Source organism: Pectobacterium jejuense, assembly GCF_026800125.1.
Classification (GTDB): Bacteria; Pseudomonadota; Gammaproteobacteria; order Enterobacterales; family Enterobacteriaceae; genus Pectobacterium; species Pectobacterium jejuense.
Map to the genome: position 1 here is coordinate 22,857 of NZ_JAPQKX010000004.1, position 17,068 is coordinate 39,924.

Here is a 17,068-nt window from a genome sequence, read left to right on the forward strand (position 1 = left end):
CGTTATTTCGCCCATTGGCGATTCACTTAATGCCCGAGAAGCCGAAACTGCTCAGGAACTGCTTCTGGAACACCACAAAAGCCACCATCAACGGCAGGCACACCAGCAGCGTACCCGCGCAGATCAATCCCCACTGCCCGCCGGACTCCGCGCCCATGGCAAACGACACCAGCCCGATGGTCAGCACCTGTTTGTCAGGGTCGTTGAGCACCATCAGCGGCCAGAGATATTCGTTCCAGTGGTAGGTAATGCTGACCGTGGCAAAAGCCAGAATCGACGGCCAGGTCATCGGGATCAGGACGTGAAACACCACCTGCCACCAGCGACAGCCTTCCATCAACGCGGCTTCTTCAATCTCTTTGGCGATATTGAGAAACGCCTGACGCATCAGGAATACGCCAAATGCCGAGGCGAAATACGGCATCATCACACCGGTCAGAGTGTTAAGCAGGCCGAGCTGTTTGAGCGTCATCATGTTTGGCACCATCATGACGACGGGCATGATCATCATCTGAATCAACAGCAGGTAGAACAGCAGCGTTTTGCCGCGGAATTCGTGATAGGCAAAGATGTAGCCCGCGGTGGTGATCGTCACTAACTGCACCAGAAACGTGCCGACCGCAAAGATCAGCGTGTTGGTGTAAAGCCGTAACCAGTCGGCGCTGTCCCACGCATCGCGGAAGTTATCGAGCGTCAGTGGGAGACGCGGCAGCAGTGAGGCCATGTCCACGCCAAAGCTGCTGGTGCTGACGGAAGAAGACAGCATCCAGATAAACGGGCTGACCCACAGTAACGCGGCGCAAATCAGCAGCAGCGGCAGCGTGAACCGCGTCGTAATGCGCAGCGGATGACGATTGGCAACGCTGCGGTTAGCAACATGCCGAACGTCAACGCTTAGGTTCTCAACATTCGGGCGATCAACGCTCGGATTTTCAACGTTCATAGTGCGCCCCTTTCTCCAGCACTTTCAGATTCATAATGGAAAAGGCGAACAGCATCGCCAGCGTCAGGAAGGTCGCCGCAGAGGCTTTGCCCAGATCGTGCGTGTCATTCGCCAGATCCTGGATGTAATAGAGCAGCACGGTCGTCGCATTATTCGGCCCGCCGCGCGTCATCACGGCAACATGGTCGATTTGGGTAATGGCGTAGATAAAGGCGATGGTGACCACGAAGGCGATGGTTGGCCGCAGCAGCGGCAGCGTGACGTAGAAAAACACCTGACGCCGTGAAGCCCCTTCCATCAGCGCCGCCTCGCGAGCAGAGGCTGAAACGGCTTGCAGACCGGCGAGAAAAAACAGCATGTAGTAGCCGGCGAATTTCCAGATACCGATGATGCTCACCGCCACCAGCGCGCTGTCGCTCATGCCGAGATAGTTGTTGTTCATCGGGCCAAATACTTTCGCCAGATAGTAATCCAGCAGCCCCAGCCCCGGCATAAAGATGAACAGCCACAGCGTCGCGGCACTCACCAGCGGAATAATCATCGGAAAGAAGAAAGCGGTACGCAGCCAGCGGTTAACGCGCGTGTTTTCCCACAGCAATACCGCCAGCAACAGCGCCAGCAGCACGCCGGGCACCACCGTCATCAGGATATACAGCACATTGTTCAGCAACGCCTGCCAGAACACTGCGTCCTGCACCAGACGTACAAAATTATCCATCCCGACAAACAGCGGCGTATCGGCATTCAGCCGGGTGTCATACAGGCTGTCGATGACCGAGCGCAACAGGGGGAAATAGGTGAAGGCAAGCAAAAAAACCAGCGTCGGCAACAGCACAAGATAGGGAAAGCATTTTGCACGCATAACTCAAAGGTCGCTCAGTGTGAAACACAGAGGCCTTACCCTAGAACGCTAGCGTGTCAGTGGGGCGTCAGTTTAATGACAGTTTGTTTTCGAAAGTAAATAATTCGTTGGCTAAGTTGAGGGGTTAAATTCAGTACAACAATGAGCTAGCGCCATATAAGCCGCAAAGCAGCCAATACTATAATTTGAAAACCATATCTATACAGCGCATCTCACTCCCAGTAAGAGTGGATTGATATAAGCTTTCCTGCTGAAACAGGAAACCATGCTTTTGATAGAAAGAGTGGGCATTAGGGGTTGAGGATAATGTTAATTGCTCATAACCACGTTCGCGAGCCTCATTCTTTATAGCGTCAAGAATCATTCCAGCCAACCCTCTCCCAACATACTCAGGTAAGGTAAAAATAGCCTCAACACTGCGAGAAGAAATATCGAGAAAGCCTGTAGCAACTGGTCTGTTATCTAAATCCACAACAACAAAGAATGGGTTAGTAGCAATAGCTCGCCTGTATCCCTCCGGCATGGATTCTGGTGTCCATGCTGCAATAACTGTCGCTTCATAGCTGCTCTTGCATCCATGGCGGATAGCCTGATTCCTGATCTCCCAACATTCTTCTGCTTCATCAGGTTCTGCAAGTCTGACTTTCATTTTTTCTCCATTTTGGGCTATCCCTACCCACTGCTTATGCCTAACTGATTAGGTGATACAAGGCGGTATCTGAAAACTATCGTTAATTCGATAACTCAGTGTCCGCCTATCACTGGCAGTAACCATCTCAACGATCGTGGTTAATTACGCATAATCGCTCATCGGCACACACGAGCAGAACAGGTTACGGTCACCGTACACGTCGTCCAGACGCTTCACGCTCGGCCAGTATTTGTGTTCGCTGCCTGCCGGGAAGACTGCCAGCTCGCGGCTGTACGGATGCGCCCAGTCAGCCACCAGCTCCGCCTGCGTGTGCGGCGCGTTCACCAGCGGATTGTCATCCAGCGGCCATTCGCCCTGTGCAACGCGGTTGATTTCGGCACGGATCGCCAGCATAGCGTCAACAAAGCGATCGATCTCTACCTGACTTTCCGATTCCGTTGGCTCCACCATCAGCGTGCCCGCTACCGGGAATGACATGGTCGGTGCATGGAAACCGTAGTCGATCAGACGCTTGGCAATATCCATCTCGCTGATACCCGTACTCTCTTTGAGCGGACGAATATCCAGAATACATTCGTGCGCCACACGACCGTCACGGCCGGTGTAGAGCACCGGATACGCCTGCTGCAAGCGCGTCGCGATGTAGTTGGCGTTCAGGATCGCCATCTGGCTAGCCTGTTTCAGCCCTTCCGCGCCCATCATGCGGATGTACATCCAGCTAATCGGCAAAATAGACGCACTGCCGAACGGTGCAGCAGAGACCGCGCCTTGTTCCGTCAGCACTCCCTCGATTTTTACCACCTGATGACCCGGTACAAACGGTGCCAGATGCGCTTTCACGCCAATCGGCCCCATGCCCGGTCCGCCACCGCCGTGTGGAATACAGAAAGTTTTATGCAAATTCAGGTGCGAAACGTCTGCGCCAATGTAGCCCGGCGTCGTGATGCCAACCTGCGCGTTCATGTTCGCACCGTCCAGATATACCTGACCGCCGTATTGATGCACGATCTGGCACACTTCACGGATCGTCTCTTCATAAACGCCGTGAGTAGATGGATAGGTCACCATGATGCAGGAAAGTTGTTCGCCCGCCGCCTGCGCTTTCTCACGCAGATCGTGCAGATCGATATTGCCCTGCTTGTCACAGGCGACCACCACCACGTCCATCCCCGCCATCTGCGCCGATGCCGGGTTCGTACCGTGGGCGGAGCTAGGAATCAGGCAGAGATTGCGGCCAGCTTCATTGCGGCTTTCATGATAGCGACGGATCGCCAGCAGCCCCGCGTATTCACCCTGCGCGCCTGAGTTGGGCTGCATGCAAATCGCGTCATAGCCCGTCAGTTGCACCAGCCAACCTGATAGCTGTTCGATCATCTGACGATAGCCCAGCGCCTGTTCCGTCGGACAGAATGGATGCAGCTCGGCAAATTCCGGCCAGGTAATCGGCAGCATTTCTGCCGCCGCGTTGAGCTTCATGGTGCAGGAACCGAGCGGGATCATCGCCTGATTCAGCGCCAGATCCTTACGCGCCAGACGGTGCAGGTAGCGCATCATCTCGGTTTCGCTGTGATAGCGGTTGAACACCGGATGCGACAGAATCGCGTCGTGGCGCACCAGCCCGGCGGGGATCGTTGCCGCTTTCTGGCCGATGGCCGCATCAAGCGCGTCAATATCCAACCCGTGATCGTCGCCTAGCAGTACGGCAAACAGCGCCAGAACGTCTTCACGCGTGGTCGCTTCATCCAGAGTGATGCCTACCGCACTCGCCAAATCGCTGCGCAAGTTGATGCCAAAACTTAATGCCCGGCTCAGCACCGCGTCTTTGTCCGCAACCTCAATAGTCAAGGTGTCGAACCAACTGCGATGGCGCAGCAGCAGCCCGCCCCGCGTTAATCCCGCCGCCAGAATATCGGTCAGACGGTGAATGCGTCCTGCAATACGTTTGAGCCCTTCCGGCCCGTGGAATACCGCGTACATCCCCGCAATGTTGGCCAGCAACACCTGCGAGGTACAAATATTGGAGTTCGCCTTCTCGCGGCGAATGTGCTGTTCACGCGTCTGCATCGCCATGCGCAGCGCGGTATTGCCTGCCGCATCGCGCGACACGCCGATGATACGTCCCGGCATCGCACGTTTATGTTCATCACGGCAGGCGAAAAACGCCGCGTGTGGCCCACCGTAGCCCATCGGCACGCCAAAGCGCTGTGCGGAACCGAAGACGATATCCGCGCCCTGCTTGCCCGGTGCGGTCAACAGCACCAGCGCCATGATGTCCGACGCCACACAGCTGACGACCTTGCGCGCTTTCAGAGCGGCCATCAGGTCGCTGTAATCGTGCAGTTCGCCCGTTGTCCCCGCCTGTTGCAGCAGTACGCCAAACACCGCATCGTCTTTCAGCGCTTCTTCAGCCTTACCGATGACAATCTCAAAACCGAAAGTTTCCGCACGGGTACGCACCACGTCCAGCGTTTGCGGATGCACATCGTCGGCGACGAAGAAACGCTCAGCCTGTTTAAGTTTGCTGATGCGTTTTGCCATCGCCATCGCTTCCGCCGCCGCGGTCGCTTCATCCAGCAGCGAGGCGGAGGCCAAATCCAGACCGGTTAAATCCTGTGTAACCTGCTGGAAATTCAGCAGCGCTTCAAGACGCCCCTGAGAGACTTCCGGCTGATACGGCGTATAGGCGGTGTACCAGCCTGGGTTTTCCAGCAGGTTGCGTAAAATCACTGGCGGCATCAGCACCGCGCTGTAGCCCATGCCGATGTAGCTTTTATAACGTTGATTGCGTCCTGCAATGGCCTTCAGCTCAGCTAACGCTTCATGTTCCGTCACCGCCTCTCCCACCGCTGGCGGGCCAGGCAATTGAATGTCCACCGGGACAATCTGGCGGATCAGCGCATCCAGCGACGTCGCGCCGACCACCGACAGCATGTGCTGCTGTTGGCTGACGGAAGGACCGATATGGCGCTCGATAAACGCGCCGTCATGTTCGAGTTGACTGAGTGTCTGGGTCATTACAGTAATTTCCTGCATTAATCGTGCTTGCATCAATCGTGATCGCTGCCGCGCTGAAAGACGACGCGGGCGAATAAAACAAAACGCCCCCGGTTCAGCAAAACCGGGGGCGCGATAACTACTCGTCTTCTTCTAGCGACGCCTGATAGGCTTCGGCATCAAGCAGTTCGTCCAAATCAGACTCATCAGAAATTCTGATGCGGAACAGCCAGCCATCGGTGTAAGGCGCGCTGTTGACCAGCTCAGGGGCGCTTTCCAGATCTTCGTTCACTTCCACGATCTCACCGCTGATGGGCGCATAAATGTCCGACGCCGCTTTTACCGACTCCGCCACCGCGCAGTCATCGCCTGCGGCAACGACCGTGCCCACTTCCGGCAAATCGATAAAAACCATGTCACCCAGAAGCTCCTGCGCGTGTTCGGTAATGCCCACGCTGTAGATACCGTCGCCCTCGTGCAGCACCCATTCGTGCGACGCGGTGTATTTTAATTCTACTGGTACGTTGCTCATTGCATCCCCTTTCCTAAAGTCGTTAATCCCGTGCGCTTATCTTTACAGGCAAGCTGCTCTCAATACTGAACGATGGCTTTTCCGGCGCGGACAAAGCCGGGTTTGGTCACGTGGACAGGCAGTTCGCGGTTACGAATCTGCACAATCGCCTGCTCACCAATCCCCACCGGAACACGCGCCAGCGCGATGCTCACGCCAAGCGTTGGCGAGAACGATCCGCTGGTGATGACCCCTTCTCGCATCACGCCATCACTATCAGTAAAGCGCACAGGTAAATCATTGCGCAATAAGCCTTTTTCCGTCAGTACCAAACCAACCAGTTGATCGGTCCCTTTTTCGCGCTGATGCGTTAATGCTTCACGTCCGATAAACTCGCGATCCTCCGGCTGCCAGGCGATTGTCCAGCCCATATTGGCCGCCAGCGGCGAAATGCCTTCATCCATATCCTGACCGTACAGGTTCATCCCCGCTTCCAGCCGCAGCGTATCGCGTGCGCCCAGTCCGCATGGCTTCACGCCAACTGCCAGCAGCTGTTGCCAGAAATCGACCACCTGCTCATTCGGCAGCGCGATTTCATAACCGGCTTCGCCCGTATAACCCGTCGTGGCAACGAAGAAGTCGCCCGCCTGCTTGCCAAAAAATGGCTTCATGCCAGCGACTGCTGCCACGTCGGCATCACTCAGGCCTTTTGCCTTCAGGATTTCTTGCACTTTTTCCTGCGCCTGCGGACCTTGCACCGCGACCAGCGCCAGATCGTCGCGCTCGCGGAGTTCAACCCCGAACGGTGCAGCGTGCTGCCCGATCCAAGCGAGATCTTTTTCACGGGTCGCAGAGTTCACAACCAGTCGGAAATTGTCTTCCGTGAGAAAATAAACGATCAGATCGTCGATGACACCGCCGGAGGCATTCAGCATGCCGCTATAAAGCGCTTTGCCCGGCTGTGTGAGTTTGGCGACATCATTCGCCAGCAGATAGCGCAGGAATTCACGCGTTCTCACACCGTGCAAATCGACGATGGTCATGTGGGAGACATCAAAAATGCCGGCTTCCCGACGCACAATGTGGTGCTCATCCAGTTGGGAACCGTAATGCAGCGGCATCATCCAGCCGTGAAAATCCACCATTTTGGCGCCATCGGCCAGATGTTGTTGGTACAACGGGGTCTGCTTTGCCATTCTTCATCCCTCTTCAGCGCATGGCGTTCAGGCGATAAAACACACTGCGCAAACGATATCTTATGACTGAACTTACCACCGACGCGCAGGTTAAACCACTCTCTCAGACATAAGATAAATTATATAGAAGACAAAGAAAGTCGAATCGTCCACAAAAAACAAAGTAGCGTAATATTCTTAGTAATTAACAAAAATAAGCACGTAAATTATTTAAATCAGCGAAAACCACAGATTAATGACATTAAAACTGGCTAACGCAGGCATTGACACCCAACTGAAAATGCCATTCGGATTAGATAATATAATGATAAAAACAAACCTAAATTAGATTTTTTCAATCAAAACCCAACAACGACTCCCAACCTGACGCCCTCCCTTCCGCCATCATCACGATTCTGTGAACCGCTTCTCAGGCGTCTTTACCTCAGTGCCAGCGAACAAAATGACATGGCACCTGACGGAAGGCGCTGAGAACTGACTTATCCCACACTAATAGCAAGGAATTGCGCGACATGTATTTTTCGCTTTATCAAAATCAAACGTGATTAGGAGATAGATGATGGCTAACAGAATGATCCTTAACGAAACGTCCTACTTTGGCACGGGCGCGATTGCGCACATCGTCAATGAAGTGAAGCGGCGGGGGTTCAAAAAAGCGCTGCTGGTGACGGACAAGGATTTGGTTAAATTTGGCGTCGTGACCAACGTCACGGCGAAACTGGATGCGGCAGGATTACCCTACGATATCTACGATGAAGTGATTCCCAATCCAACCATCACCGTGGTGGAAAGAGGCGTCGAGCGCTTCAAGGCATCACAGGCCGATTATCTGATCGCGGTTGGCGGAGGCTCACCGCAGGATACCTGTAAGGCTATCGGGATTATTATCAATAACCCTGAATTCGCCGATGTCCGCAGTCTGGAAGGCGTTGCAGCCACCCGACGCCCTGCAGTCCCGATTATCGCGATCCCGACCACCTCCGGCACAGCCGCAGAAGTCACCATCAACTATGTCATCACAGATGAAGAAAAACGCCGCAAATTCGTGTGCGTCGATCCGCACGATATACCGATTGTCGCCATCGTCGATCCCGACATGATGATGAGCATGCCTGCCTCGCTGAAAGCCGCTACGGGGATTGACGCCCTGACGCACGCCATTGAAGGCTTCACCACCAAAGCCGCCTGGGAACTGACCGATACGCTGCATCTGAAGGCCATTGAGATTATCAGCCGCTCACTGCGCGATTCCGTCGCCGGGAAACCAAAAGGCGTGGAAGAGATGGCGCTGGGGCAATACATCGCTGGCATGGGATTCTCGAACGTCGGGCTTGGGCTGGTACACGGTATGGCGCACCCGCTTGGCGCGTTTTACAACACGCCACACGGCGTTGCTAACGCGATCCTGTTGCCGCATATCATGGCCTACAACGCGGATTATACCGGTGAAAAATTCCGAGACATCGCTGCGGCAATGGGAGTAAAAGGCGCGGCAGAGATGTCGATTGCTCAAGCGCGAGAAGCCGCGATTAACGCCGTGCGGCAGCTTTCCCACGACGTGGATATTCCACCGAGACTGCGTGATGTCGGAGTAAGGGAAGAGGATATTCCAGCACTGGCGCAGGCCGCCTTTGACGACGTCTGCACCGGCGGCAACCCGCGCGATACGAATATCGATGAGATTAAAGCGCTGTATCGATCTATTTATTGAGAATATCTCAATGCCACCCGCGATATCCCGCGGGTGGCCGTTCACTATCGTGGAATTTTCTCTTCAATACGTTGGATCAAGTAGGGATAAAACGGATTCGATGACAGTCGCAGCAGCGTATCCAGATCGACCACCAGCGCAGCACGTTCTCCTCTTGGGGTAATTTTTCCCAGCGGCAAGCCAAACTCGGTAGGGTTCTGTGAGAAACGGCCATACAGCGAATCTGAATCCGGGAACGGCAGCGCGACATGCGATAGTGAATACACGTCAGATGGATAATCCATTCCCAGCTCGCGCGTCTGTTCTTGCGTCGTCCCCGCGGCGACGTCAAACGCTACGGCACGCGAACTATGCGGGGCAGCGTTGGATATCACCGTTGTATCGTAATGGCGTGGAGCGGCAGGTAGCAGTTGGCTGACAGCACCATTCGTTGACTCACGCAGAAGCGGGCCAAAATTAACGGTACGGTTTACATCAAAGAGTACCAGCTGACTGCCGTTAGCAGGCAACAAATTATAGAACGCCGTAATAACGGCACGCGTACTAACGGTGAAATCCATCACCGACTGGAACGTCAGCACCGGCGGCAGATTGACCAACGTGCTCGCCTGCGCTTTACGGCTTAGCTGACTCTGAAGTTCATGCGTCAACAGCCAGGATTGGCGAGCACCATTTACCGGAAATGAATTGTATTTGAAGGGATTAAATTCCGGCAAAATACCCAGCCAGGCAGATTTGGCAAAGGCGGGAAAGATCGCGGGTAACCCAGCCAGTCCCGCAAAGCGCGCATAGCTGGTAATACCGATCATCGGGGAAATGAGGATGAGCTGGTCAGGGCGCACCAGCGCGGGATTATCTAACGCATCCAGTGCGTACTTCAGCGCCAGCGCACCGCCGTTGGAAAAGCCGACAATATGTAGCGGCAGCCTTTGGCCCTGTTGCACCGTCAGGTGTGACGTCGCTTCACGCACAGCAAGCCTCGTAGCCGCTAGCCAATCTTCCCATTCCACATCGGTCAGCGCCCCCGGCACCGTCCCGTGGGCAGGTAAACGAATCCCGACCACGAAAAAACCACGTTGGCGATAACGCTCCGCAACATGTCGCAAGCTGTAGGGGGAGTCGGTCAGGCCGTGCAACATCACTACCGCGCCTTTCAGTTCCCCTTCCGGCGACAGTTCATAGGAACGATTCCAGTCATGTTGAAATTTCCCAGGATAAACCGGGCTACCCGAAAAATAGCGGTTGACCGGACGCTGTTCATCTTCGTCCAGTTCCTGCGTGACGTGCTGATTCACTTGCTGGAAGATGAGTGCTTCCTGCTTTACATACGCAGTCCAATCGCTTTTATCCAATTCATCAGCGGACAGTTCATCCGGCACATAGGTATGCCAGGGTGCAAGCGGCGGCCCGCTTTGCGTATCATAAACGCGAATAACCAGCAGCGTCATCGCGATCACCCCAATCACAATGAGCCCACGTCTGACAATGCGCCGGGCTGATTTCATTAGCATGCTCGTTTCCCTTACCGTTACCGTGTAGCGATGCAGATGATTCTAAAGAAAATCATGCAGACACACAGTATTATTTAGGGAAATACGACACACTCCCGCCCGATACCACACGGGCGGGTGATTACCTGCACTATCAGATCAGCACACTAATATTCAGATTCTCCATCAGCCAATGGTTGTCGGAATAATCAACGGGGATCGCAATAACAGCGGGACCGTCAACGTCCATCGCCTGACGGAGTTTGCTAACCAGTTCATCCGCGGATTCAACGGCAAACCCTTTCGCACCGAATGCTTCCGCATACGCTTTGAAGTCAATCGGCCCAAACGACACGCCCGCCGGACGGTGGTATTTGTGCAGTTGCTGGATTTCTACCATGTTGTAGCCGTTATCCACCCAGATGATATGCAGAAGATTGCTTTTCAGGCGCACCGCCGTTTCCAGCTCCATACTGGACTGCATAAACCCACCGTCGCCGGAGACGGACACCACTTTTTTGCCGGGCTGCACCAGCGATGCAGCAATTGCCCACGGTAGCGCAACCCCCATCGTCTGCTGGCCGTTGGTCATCAGAATCTGTCGTGCACGGAAGCTATACAGGTAACGCGCCAGCCAGATGTGGAAACTCCCCATATCTACACACAGCGTGACATCCTCATTCACGATATCCTGCATCGCCCGCACCAGACGCAGAGGGTGGATCGCAAATCCAGCCATGTCGATCGCGCGCGTACTGAGATCGTGACGCTGGCGCTGGCGATCCTCCAATACGAGCCGTGTATCAGCAGACAAGATAAACGGCTCGCTGATACAGGTATTCAGCGTGTCCACCGTCATCGCGATATTCCCCAGCAGCTCAATATCGGGACGATACGCACTGTCGATCTCCGCCCGCAGCACATCGATGTGGATCAGTGTCGCCTTACCGCTATTCCATAACACCGGATCGTACTCAATCGGGCTGTAACCCACGGTCACGATCACGTCCGCCTGTTGCAGTAGCTTATCGCCAGCCTGATTGTTGAATAATCCGACACGCCCGGCAAAGTGATCGAACTGCTGCTGATCGATCACGCCAGCAGCCTGATACGTGCTGGTCACAGGCAGTTTGCTATGGTGAAGGAAACGACGCAGCGCCTGCGCATTTTCCTGCTGGCTAGCCATTAACCCGAGCAGTAACACCGGATTTTTAGCCTGCCGCAACCGCTTGGCCGCTTCGGCAACATCACTATGCGGCGCACCGTTTAACAGCGGTAAATGTGGGCAAGCCAGCACCGGGCTAATCACCGGTTCATTGACGATATCCTGCGGCAAGCTGACAAACGCCGCCCCCGGACGGCCGCTTTCCGCGGCTCGGAACGCATTCGCCAGCACTTCAGAAATCGCACTGGATGCCGTGATTTCCGCACTGAATTTGCTGACCGGCTGAAACAGGCTAACGGTGTCCAGACTCTGGTGCGTCAGCTTAAGTTTATCCGCCCGCTTAACCGCCCCGCCCAGCGCCACGACCGCATCACCTTCTGCGGTTGCCGTTGCCAGCCCGGTGACCAAGTTGGAACAACCGGGGCCGGACGTTACCAGCGTCACCCCCGCTTTCCCCGTGAGACGCCCTATCGCTGCCGCCATAAACGCGCCGTTCGCCTCATGCCGTACGGGGATCGTTTGGATCGTTGAATCTTCCAGCTCATCAAACACGCGATCGATTTTTGCGCCGGGAATACCAAAAATATGCTTCACGCCCTGCGCTTCCAGGTGTTTTACAATCAGCTCGGCTCCGCTACTCCAGCTTTGCTGTTCGGTGGACTTTTCCATGACATGACTCCGATGAAATGACTAACTCTCTACTGACTTGATGACGCTGTTGAGGTTTTCTGAGGACAGGTCGGCATTGAGAAATTCCCGATCCTGAGGCAGATCGATGATCAGTTTGGCGATCACGCCAAACGTCAGCGTGCCGTGTTCGACGTCATAATTCAGAATATGTCCGCCGCCTTGGCGATCGTCAGTAATGAAATGTTCGTGGTAACCCGCGACATTAATTCCCTGAGTGTAAGCTGGACTACGAAAACCAATAACGCTGCCGCTACGGTGTTCAAAATGAAATGTTGGTTGCCCTTCAACCGCTTCCTGCATCGGTTTATAAGGTCGGCACTGCCGGGGGACGGTACGAGTTTCAACACAGCGAAAATTCCCGTCAATCCGCAAGGCGCAAAACAGGTTATCCGTTCCCACAACCTCATCGATCTGACGATGCACGTCTTCACGCGAGGTCCAGCGATCAAAACGGATCGTTTCTGTCGGACGAAAGAACGTCATCACCGCGAACGGCGTTTTCTGCTCTGGCTTTGCCGCCCGTGCGCTGCCGTCGGATAACAGCTGGAAAATCTGGCTATTCAAGGCAACCAGTTCCCCATCCAAACTATTAAATGTCCCTAATCCAAAGTCGCCATGTTCCAGTAATTCGGTCATCGTTCGGCTACCTTCGTATACGCCATTTATTAGTCCACTCATTAATGAGGTTTGATAAATAACGCTGTCTGCATGCTGTCGACGAAAGTCATAAGCGTAGCTAACAAAGGCTTCTTCACAGGATTGGTCACTGACACTCGTTTTCATACCGTCCTTCTCATCGCACCAATTACTTAAACAATACTAATATTTAGATAAAGATTGACGTGGAAGAGGACAAAATTCCAATATGCAATTAAGGTCATTTCAAGATCGGATACATATGGAGTCACGTAAATGGAGCTACGTTATCTGCGCTACTTTGTCGCTGTTGCACAGGCTAAGCATTTCACGCGTGCAGCGGAAAATCTCGGGATGTCACAGCCACCACTCAGCCAACAGATCAAAAAATTCGAGCAGGAGATCGGTACACCGCTGTTCAAGCGACTGACGCGCGGCGTAGAAATGACGGAAGCGGGACAGGCGCTGTATGAGGACGCACGCCAGATTTTGCAGTTGACCGATTCGGCAATCGCGCGAACCAGAAGCATTGCGCGAGGCGAAAAAGGGAGCCTGAACGTAGGGTTTTCACCGTCGGCCATGTTCCACCCGACCGTGCTTGCGCTGCTGCATCGCTACTGTCAGCAGTATCCACACGTTCAGCCTCTACCAAAGGAAGAAAATCCAGCAGCGCTCATCACGGCGCTGCAAGAACGCAATATCGACATCGCATTTCTGCGCCTACCCTGTGATCTTAGTGATGACATTAACGGGGAAATTTTGGCTGAAGAGCCGATGAAACTAGTGCTACCTGCCGGGCATACGCTTAGCCATAAAGCGCAGGTCTCGCTTAGCGAGCTGCGTCAGGAACCGCTGATTATTTTCCCGCGCGAGGTGTGCCCGGGGCTGCACGATATGATTATCCGCACCTGCTATCTATCAGGCTATGGCCCTAGACCCAGCCCATTTGCTCCACAGTTAACGGCCACCGTCGGGATGGTGGCCGCGGGCTTCGGCATCACGCTTGTGCCGGAGTCTCTCGCCTGTATTAAGGCGGATAATGTGACCTATCATGATATCGGCATGCCCGAAATCCATACACAAATTGCGGCTATCTGGCGCAAACATGAACGATCGCCCGCTATCATGAATATGATCCACCTGATACGCCAGCATTTAAGCACTCAGCATCCCGATTAACGCGCCTAGGTAGAAAATTCCAACAATCTGCTCGTCAAAAAGCTAGTAATTGATATAAATTCTTATATGATATTAGTTATCATTATCATTTTTGACGGGTGGAAAAATGCTGACAGCAATGATCACAGCCTGCGGGCTATGGGGTGTGAGTTGGTGTATGGGGAAGCATCTGTCTAGTGCGTGGGGCGTACTGCTGCCTTGTGCCATCATGCCGCTATTGGCACTGCTCAACCTGAATCTGACACATCTGAAAGTGATTATCGCCATCGCCCTGCTAGCGACGCTTGTCATGCTGTTCCATCAACGCTTACGCCACTATTTACTGCTGCCATCCTGCATTGCACTGGCTGGCGGTTTGGCGGCGTTGTCCGTCACGTTTAACCTGACGACGCTGTAAATGTACGTTGATCAGTAAATGGATAAGTAGACGTGGCAAGATGCAAAGAATCAGAATTTCGAACAACGAACAGGTATAGAAAAGCCAGAAACGGGATAAAAGAGAACAAATAGGGAATAAAATCAGGGGAGTACAGAGCAAGTCTGTGGTGCGAAGAGAGGGACTTGAACCCTCACGTCCGTAAGGACACTAACACCTGAAGCTAGCGCGTCTACCAATTCCGCCACCTTCGCACTGAGAACGTTGTTTGTCTTATACGGTAAATCTATCACGACATGGTGCGAAGAGAGGGACTTGAACCCTCACGTCCGTAAGAACACTAACACCTGAAGCTAGCGCGTCTACCAATTCCGCCACCTTCGCAACTTTTTCATGTAATATTGATTTACTGCTTCGGTTCGACAAACCAGAACCGTTGTAGTGATGTTGGTGCGAAGAGAGGGACTTGAACCCTCACGTCCGTAAGAACACTAACACCTGAAGCTAGCGCGTCTACCAATTCCGCCACCTTCGCAACACTGCTTTACGCAATATCACTACGGGGGCGAATTCTAGAGGTTTTCGCGTTCACGTCAATGATTATTTCCTCTGGAATGCGGGGTTTGCTGCAAAAATCATCATCTCGCTGCGGCGTTGCGTGTAAAGAGCTCATCGAGCCATTCTATAAACACCCGAATCCGTGGCGCGAGAAAACGACCGGGCGCATACATCACGTAAAGCGGCATCGCAGGCGGCGGCATTTCCGGCAGGATCTCCACCAGTTCTCCACTTTCCAGAAACGGGCGCAGGCCACGACGCGGCGCCTGAATAATCCCCAGTCCGGCACGCGCGCTGGCGATGTAGGCATCGGTGCCGTTAACCTGCAATGCACCGGGCAACATACGCGTAATGCACTCATCGCCCGACATGAATTCCAGCGGATAACGGTGTTCAGTACGCAAAGAGAAATAGCCGATCATCTGATGCCCCGATAGCTCATCGAGCGAACGCGGCACGCCGTATCGCGCCAGATAGTCGGCCGACGCACAGGTAATCTGCGGCATTGACGGCAAATGGCGGGTCGCCAGCGTTTCGTCGTCCGTCTGCCAGGCACGCAGCACACAATCAACGCCTTCACGCAGCACATTAATCGCCGCATCGTTGGCGCTCAGCATCAGCGTCACCTGCGGATAGCGCGCGTAGAACTCGCCCAGCGCCGGAACGACGATTTCCCGCGCCAGCGAATGCGGCATATCCACCCGCACTTTGCCCACCGGCTGCTGCTTTTGCTGCGTGAACAGCGTGTCGATCTCTTCAATTTCCGCAAGCAATTGCAGGCAGCGTTCATAATAAACGCGCCCTTCATCGGTGATCTGCACCTGACGGGTCGTACGTTGCAGCAAACGAACCCCCAACCGTGCTTCAAGCTGTTTGATGGTGTTGCTCACCGTCGCGCGTGGCAACGTCAGTCGCTCCGCCGCGCGGCTGAAGCTGCCCAGTTCGACAATACGCACAAAAACCCGCATCGCCTGAATGTGATCCATCGCCGCCACCATTGTTGGTTATTTTTGAATAGTGTTGCATAAAAAGCGGTATTTATCTTTGTTGGATAAACAACCAGACTGCTTTCACTGCCAACGAGATGAGGAAGATGACAATGCAACAACGCAAATTAGGCGCGAACGGCCCGCAGGTTTCCGCTATTGGGCTGGGCTGCATGGGAATGAGTGATTTCTATTCCACGGCGCAGGATGAAAAAGAATCCATTGCCACGTTGCATCGCGCACTGGAACTGGGCGTCACGCTGCTGGATACCGCCGACATGTATGGCCCCCACACCAACGAGCTGCTGCTCGGCAAAGCGATAAAAGGCAAGCGTGAGCAGGTCTTCCTGGCGACCAAGTTCGGCATCATCCGCGATCCGGCAAACCCCAATGCACGCGGCGTCTGCGGTAAACCGGACTACATCCGCCGCGCGGTGGAAGGCAGCCTGACGCGACTCGGCACCGACGTTATCGATCTTTACTATCAGCATCGCATTGATCCAACCGTTCCCATTGAAGAGACGGTCGGCACGCTGGCCGAACTGGTTCAGGAAGGCAAGATTCGCTACATCGGCCTGAGTGAAGCCTCCGCCACCACGCTGGAACGTGCGCATCGCGTACACCCTATTACTGCGTTACAGAGCGAATACTCACTGTGGACCCGCGATATGGAGGCCGAGATTCTGCCTGCCTGTGAGCGTCTGGGTATCGGGTTCGTGCCTTACAGCCCGCTAGGGCGTGGTTTCCTGACTGGCGCGATTCGCAGCCCGGACGATCTGGCTGCCGACGATTTCCGTCGTACCAATCCACGCTTCTCGGGGGAAAATTTCGGCAAGAATCTGCAACTGGTAGAGAAAATTAACCAACTGGCGCAGGAAAAACAGGTTACGCCATCACAGCTGGCGCTGGCGTGGGTATTGGCACAGGGTGAACATATCGTGCCGATTCCAGGCACTAAACGCCGCCGCTATCTGGAAGAGAACGTCGCGGCGCTGGATGTCACGCTGACGAAAGAGGAACTGGCCGCCATTGATGCCATCTTCCCGCCCGATGCCGCAGCAGGCGAACGCTACGGCAAGGAGAGCATGGCGGCACTAAATCAGTAGATGAAGTATCCGT

The 17,068-nt window shown here is 54.3% G+C and carries 14 protein-coding genes and 3 tRNA genes; 4 read left to right on the forward strand and 13 right to left on the reverse strand.

Annotated elements, in window-relative coordinates:
* Positions 1-22 precede the first annotated feature (22 nt).
* The 6 genes from NXT09_RS08565 to gcvT all read right to left on the reverse strand — a co-directional run bounded on the left by NXT09_RS08565 (position 23) and on the right by gcvT (position 7,158).
* Positions 23-943 carry a carbohydrate ABC transporter permease gene (locus NXT09_RS08565; protein ID WP_240584524.1) on the reverse strand — a complete coding sequence of 307 codons (921 nt, stop codon included), beginning with the start codon at positions 941-943 and terminating at the stop codon, positions 23-25.
* Positions 933-1,805: a carbohydrate ABC transporter permease gene (locus tag NXT09_RS08570; protein WP_109410754.1), complete on the reverse strand. Its 873-nt coding sequence runs from the start codon at positions 1,803-1,805 to the stop codon at positions 933-935. Before NXT09_RS08570 ends, NXT09_RS08565 begins: the two co-directional genes overlap by 11 nt.
* Before the next feature lie 178 nt (positions 1,806-1,983).
* On the reverse strand, positions 1,984-2,454 hold the full coding sequence (locus NXT09_RS08575; protein ID WP_268579422.1) for a GNAT family N-acetyltransferase: 471 nt from the start codon (positions 2,452-2,454) through the stop codon (positions 1,984-1,986).
* Positions 2,455-2,598: 144 nt separating this feature from the next.
* A complete protein-coding gene (gene gcvP, locus NXT09_RS08580; protein ID WP_268579423.1) occupies positions 2,599-5,472 on the reverse strand; it encodes an aminomethyl-transferring glycine dehydrogenase in 2,874 nt (957 codons plus the stop codon).
* Positions 5,473-5,590: 118 nt separating this feature from the next.
* Entirely contained in the window at positions 5,591-5,983 is a 393-nt protein-coding gene (gene gcvH / locus NXT09_RS08585) for a glycine cleavage system protein GcvH (protein WP_205553516.1), read from the reverse strand.
* Positions 5,984-6,042: 59 nt separating this feature from the next.
* The gene (gene gcvT, locus NXT09_RS08590; RefSeq protein WP_268579424.1) at positions 6,043-7,158 is read right to left on the reverse strand and encodes a glycine cleavage system aminomethyltransferase GcvT; all 1,116 of its coding nucleotides are present in this window, start codon (positions 7,156-7,158) and stop codon (positions 6,043-6,045) included.
* A gap of 559 nt (positions 7,159-7,717) precedes the next feature.
* On the opposite strand from gcvT, the gene fucO reads away from it, so the two are divergent.
* The gene (gene fucO, locus NXT09_RS08595) at positions 7,718-8,869 is read left to right on the forward strand and encodes a lactaldehyde reductase (protein WP_268579629.1); all 1,152 of its coding nucleotides are present in this window, start codon (positions 7,718-7,720) and stop codon (positions 8,867-8,869) included.
* Positions 8,870-8,913: 44 nt separating this feature from the next.
* Here fucO and NXT09_RS08600 read toward each other — a convergent pair whose 3' ends face one another.
* The 3 genes from NXT09_RS08600 to budA form a co-directional block, all read right to left on the reverse strand.
* Positions 8,914-10,380: an alpha/beta hydrolase gene (locus NXT09_RS08600; RefSeq protein WP_205553520.1), complete on the reverse strand. Its 1,467-nt coding sequence runs from the start codon at positions 10,378-10,380 to the stop codon at positions 8,914-8,916.
* 133 nt (positions 10,381-10,513) lie between these two features.
* On the reverse strand, positions 10,514-12,193 hold the full coding sequence (alsS, locus tag NXT09_RS08605; protein ID WP_226300499.1) for an acetolactate synthase AlsS: 1,680 nt from the start codon (positions 12,191-12,193) through the stop codon (positions 10,514-10,516).
* A 21-nt stretch (positions 12,194-12,214) separates the two neighbouring features.
* Positions 12,215-12,997 (reverse strand): acetolactate decarboxylase, encoded by a 783-nt coding sequence (gene budA, locus NXT09_RS08610; RefSeq protein WP_205553524.1) that lies wholly within the window; start codon positions 12,995-12,997, stop codon positions 12,215-12,217.
* Positions 12,998-13,126: 129 nt separating this feature from the next.
* On the opposite strand from budA, the gene NXT09_RS08615 reads away from it, so the two are divergent.
* A complete protein-coding gene (locus NXT09_RS08615; RefSeq protein ID WP_268579425.1) occupies positions 13,127-14,029 on the forward strand; it encodes a LysR family transcriptional regulator in 903 nt (300 codons plus the stop codon).
* A 106-nt stretch (positions 14,030-14,135) separates the two neighbouring features.
* Positions 14,136-14,426, forward strand: a complete 291-nt coding sequence (locus tag NXT09_RS08620) for a DUF1435 domain-containing protein (protein WP_029369019.1) — start codon at positions 14,136-14,138, stop codon at positions 14,424-14,426.
* 146 nt (positions 14,427-14,572) lie between these two features.
* Here NXT09_RS08620 and NXT09_RS08625 read toward each other — a convergent pair.
* The 4 genes from NXT09_RS08625 to NXT09_RS08640 form a co-directional block, all read right to left on the reverse strand.
* Positions 14,573-14,659 (reverse strand) — tRNA-Leu (locus NXT09_RS08625).
* 43 nt (positions 14,660-14,702) lie between these two features.
* Positions 14,703-14,789 (reverse strand) — tRNA-Leu (locus NXT09_RS08630).
* 64 nt (positions 14,790-14,853) lie between these two features.
* Positions 14,854-14,940 (reverse strand) — tRNA-Leu (locus NXT09_RS08635).
* A 103-nt stretch (positions 14,941-15,043) separates the two neighbouring features.
* Positions 15,044-15,949: a LysR family transcriptional regulator gene (locus NXT09_RS08640; RefSeq protein ID WP_268579426.1), complete on the reverse strand. Its 906-nt coding sequence runs from the start codon at positions 15,947-15,949 to the stop codon at positions 15,044-15,046.
* Between the two features lie 113 nt (positions 15,950-16,062).
* On the opposite strand from NXT09_RS08640, the gene NXT09_RS08645 reads away from it, so the two are divergent.
* Entirely contained in the window at positions 16,063-17,055 is a 993-nt protein-coding gene (locus NXT09_RS08645; RefSeq protein WP_268579427.1) for an aldo/keto reductase, read from the forward strand.
* Positions 17,056-17,068: the final 13 nt, after the last annotated feature.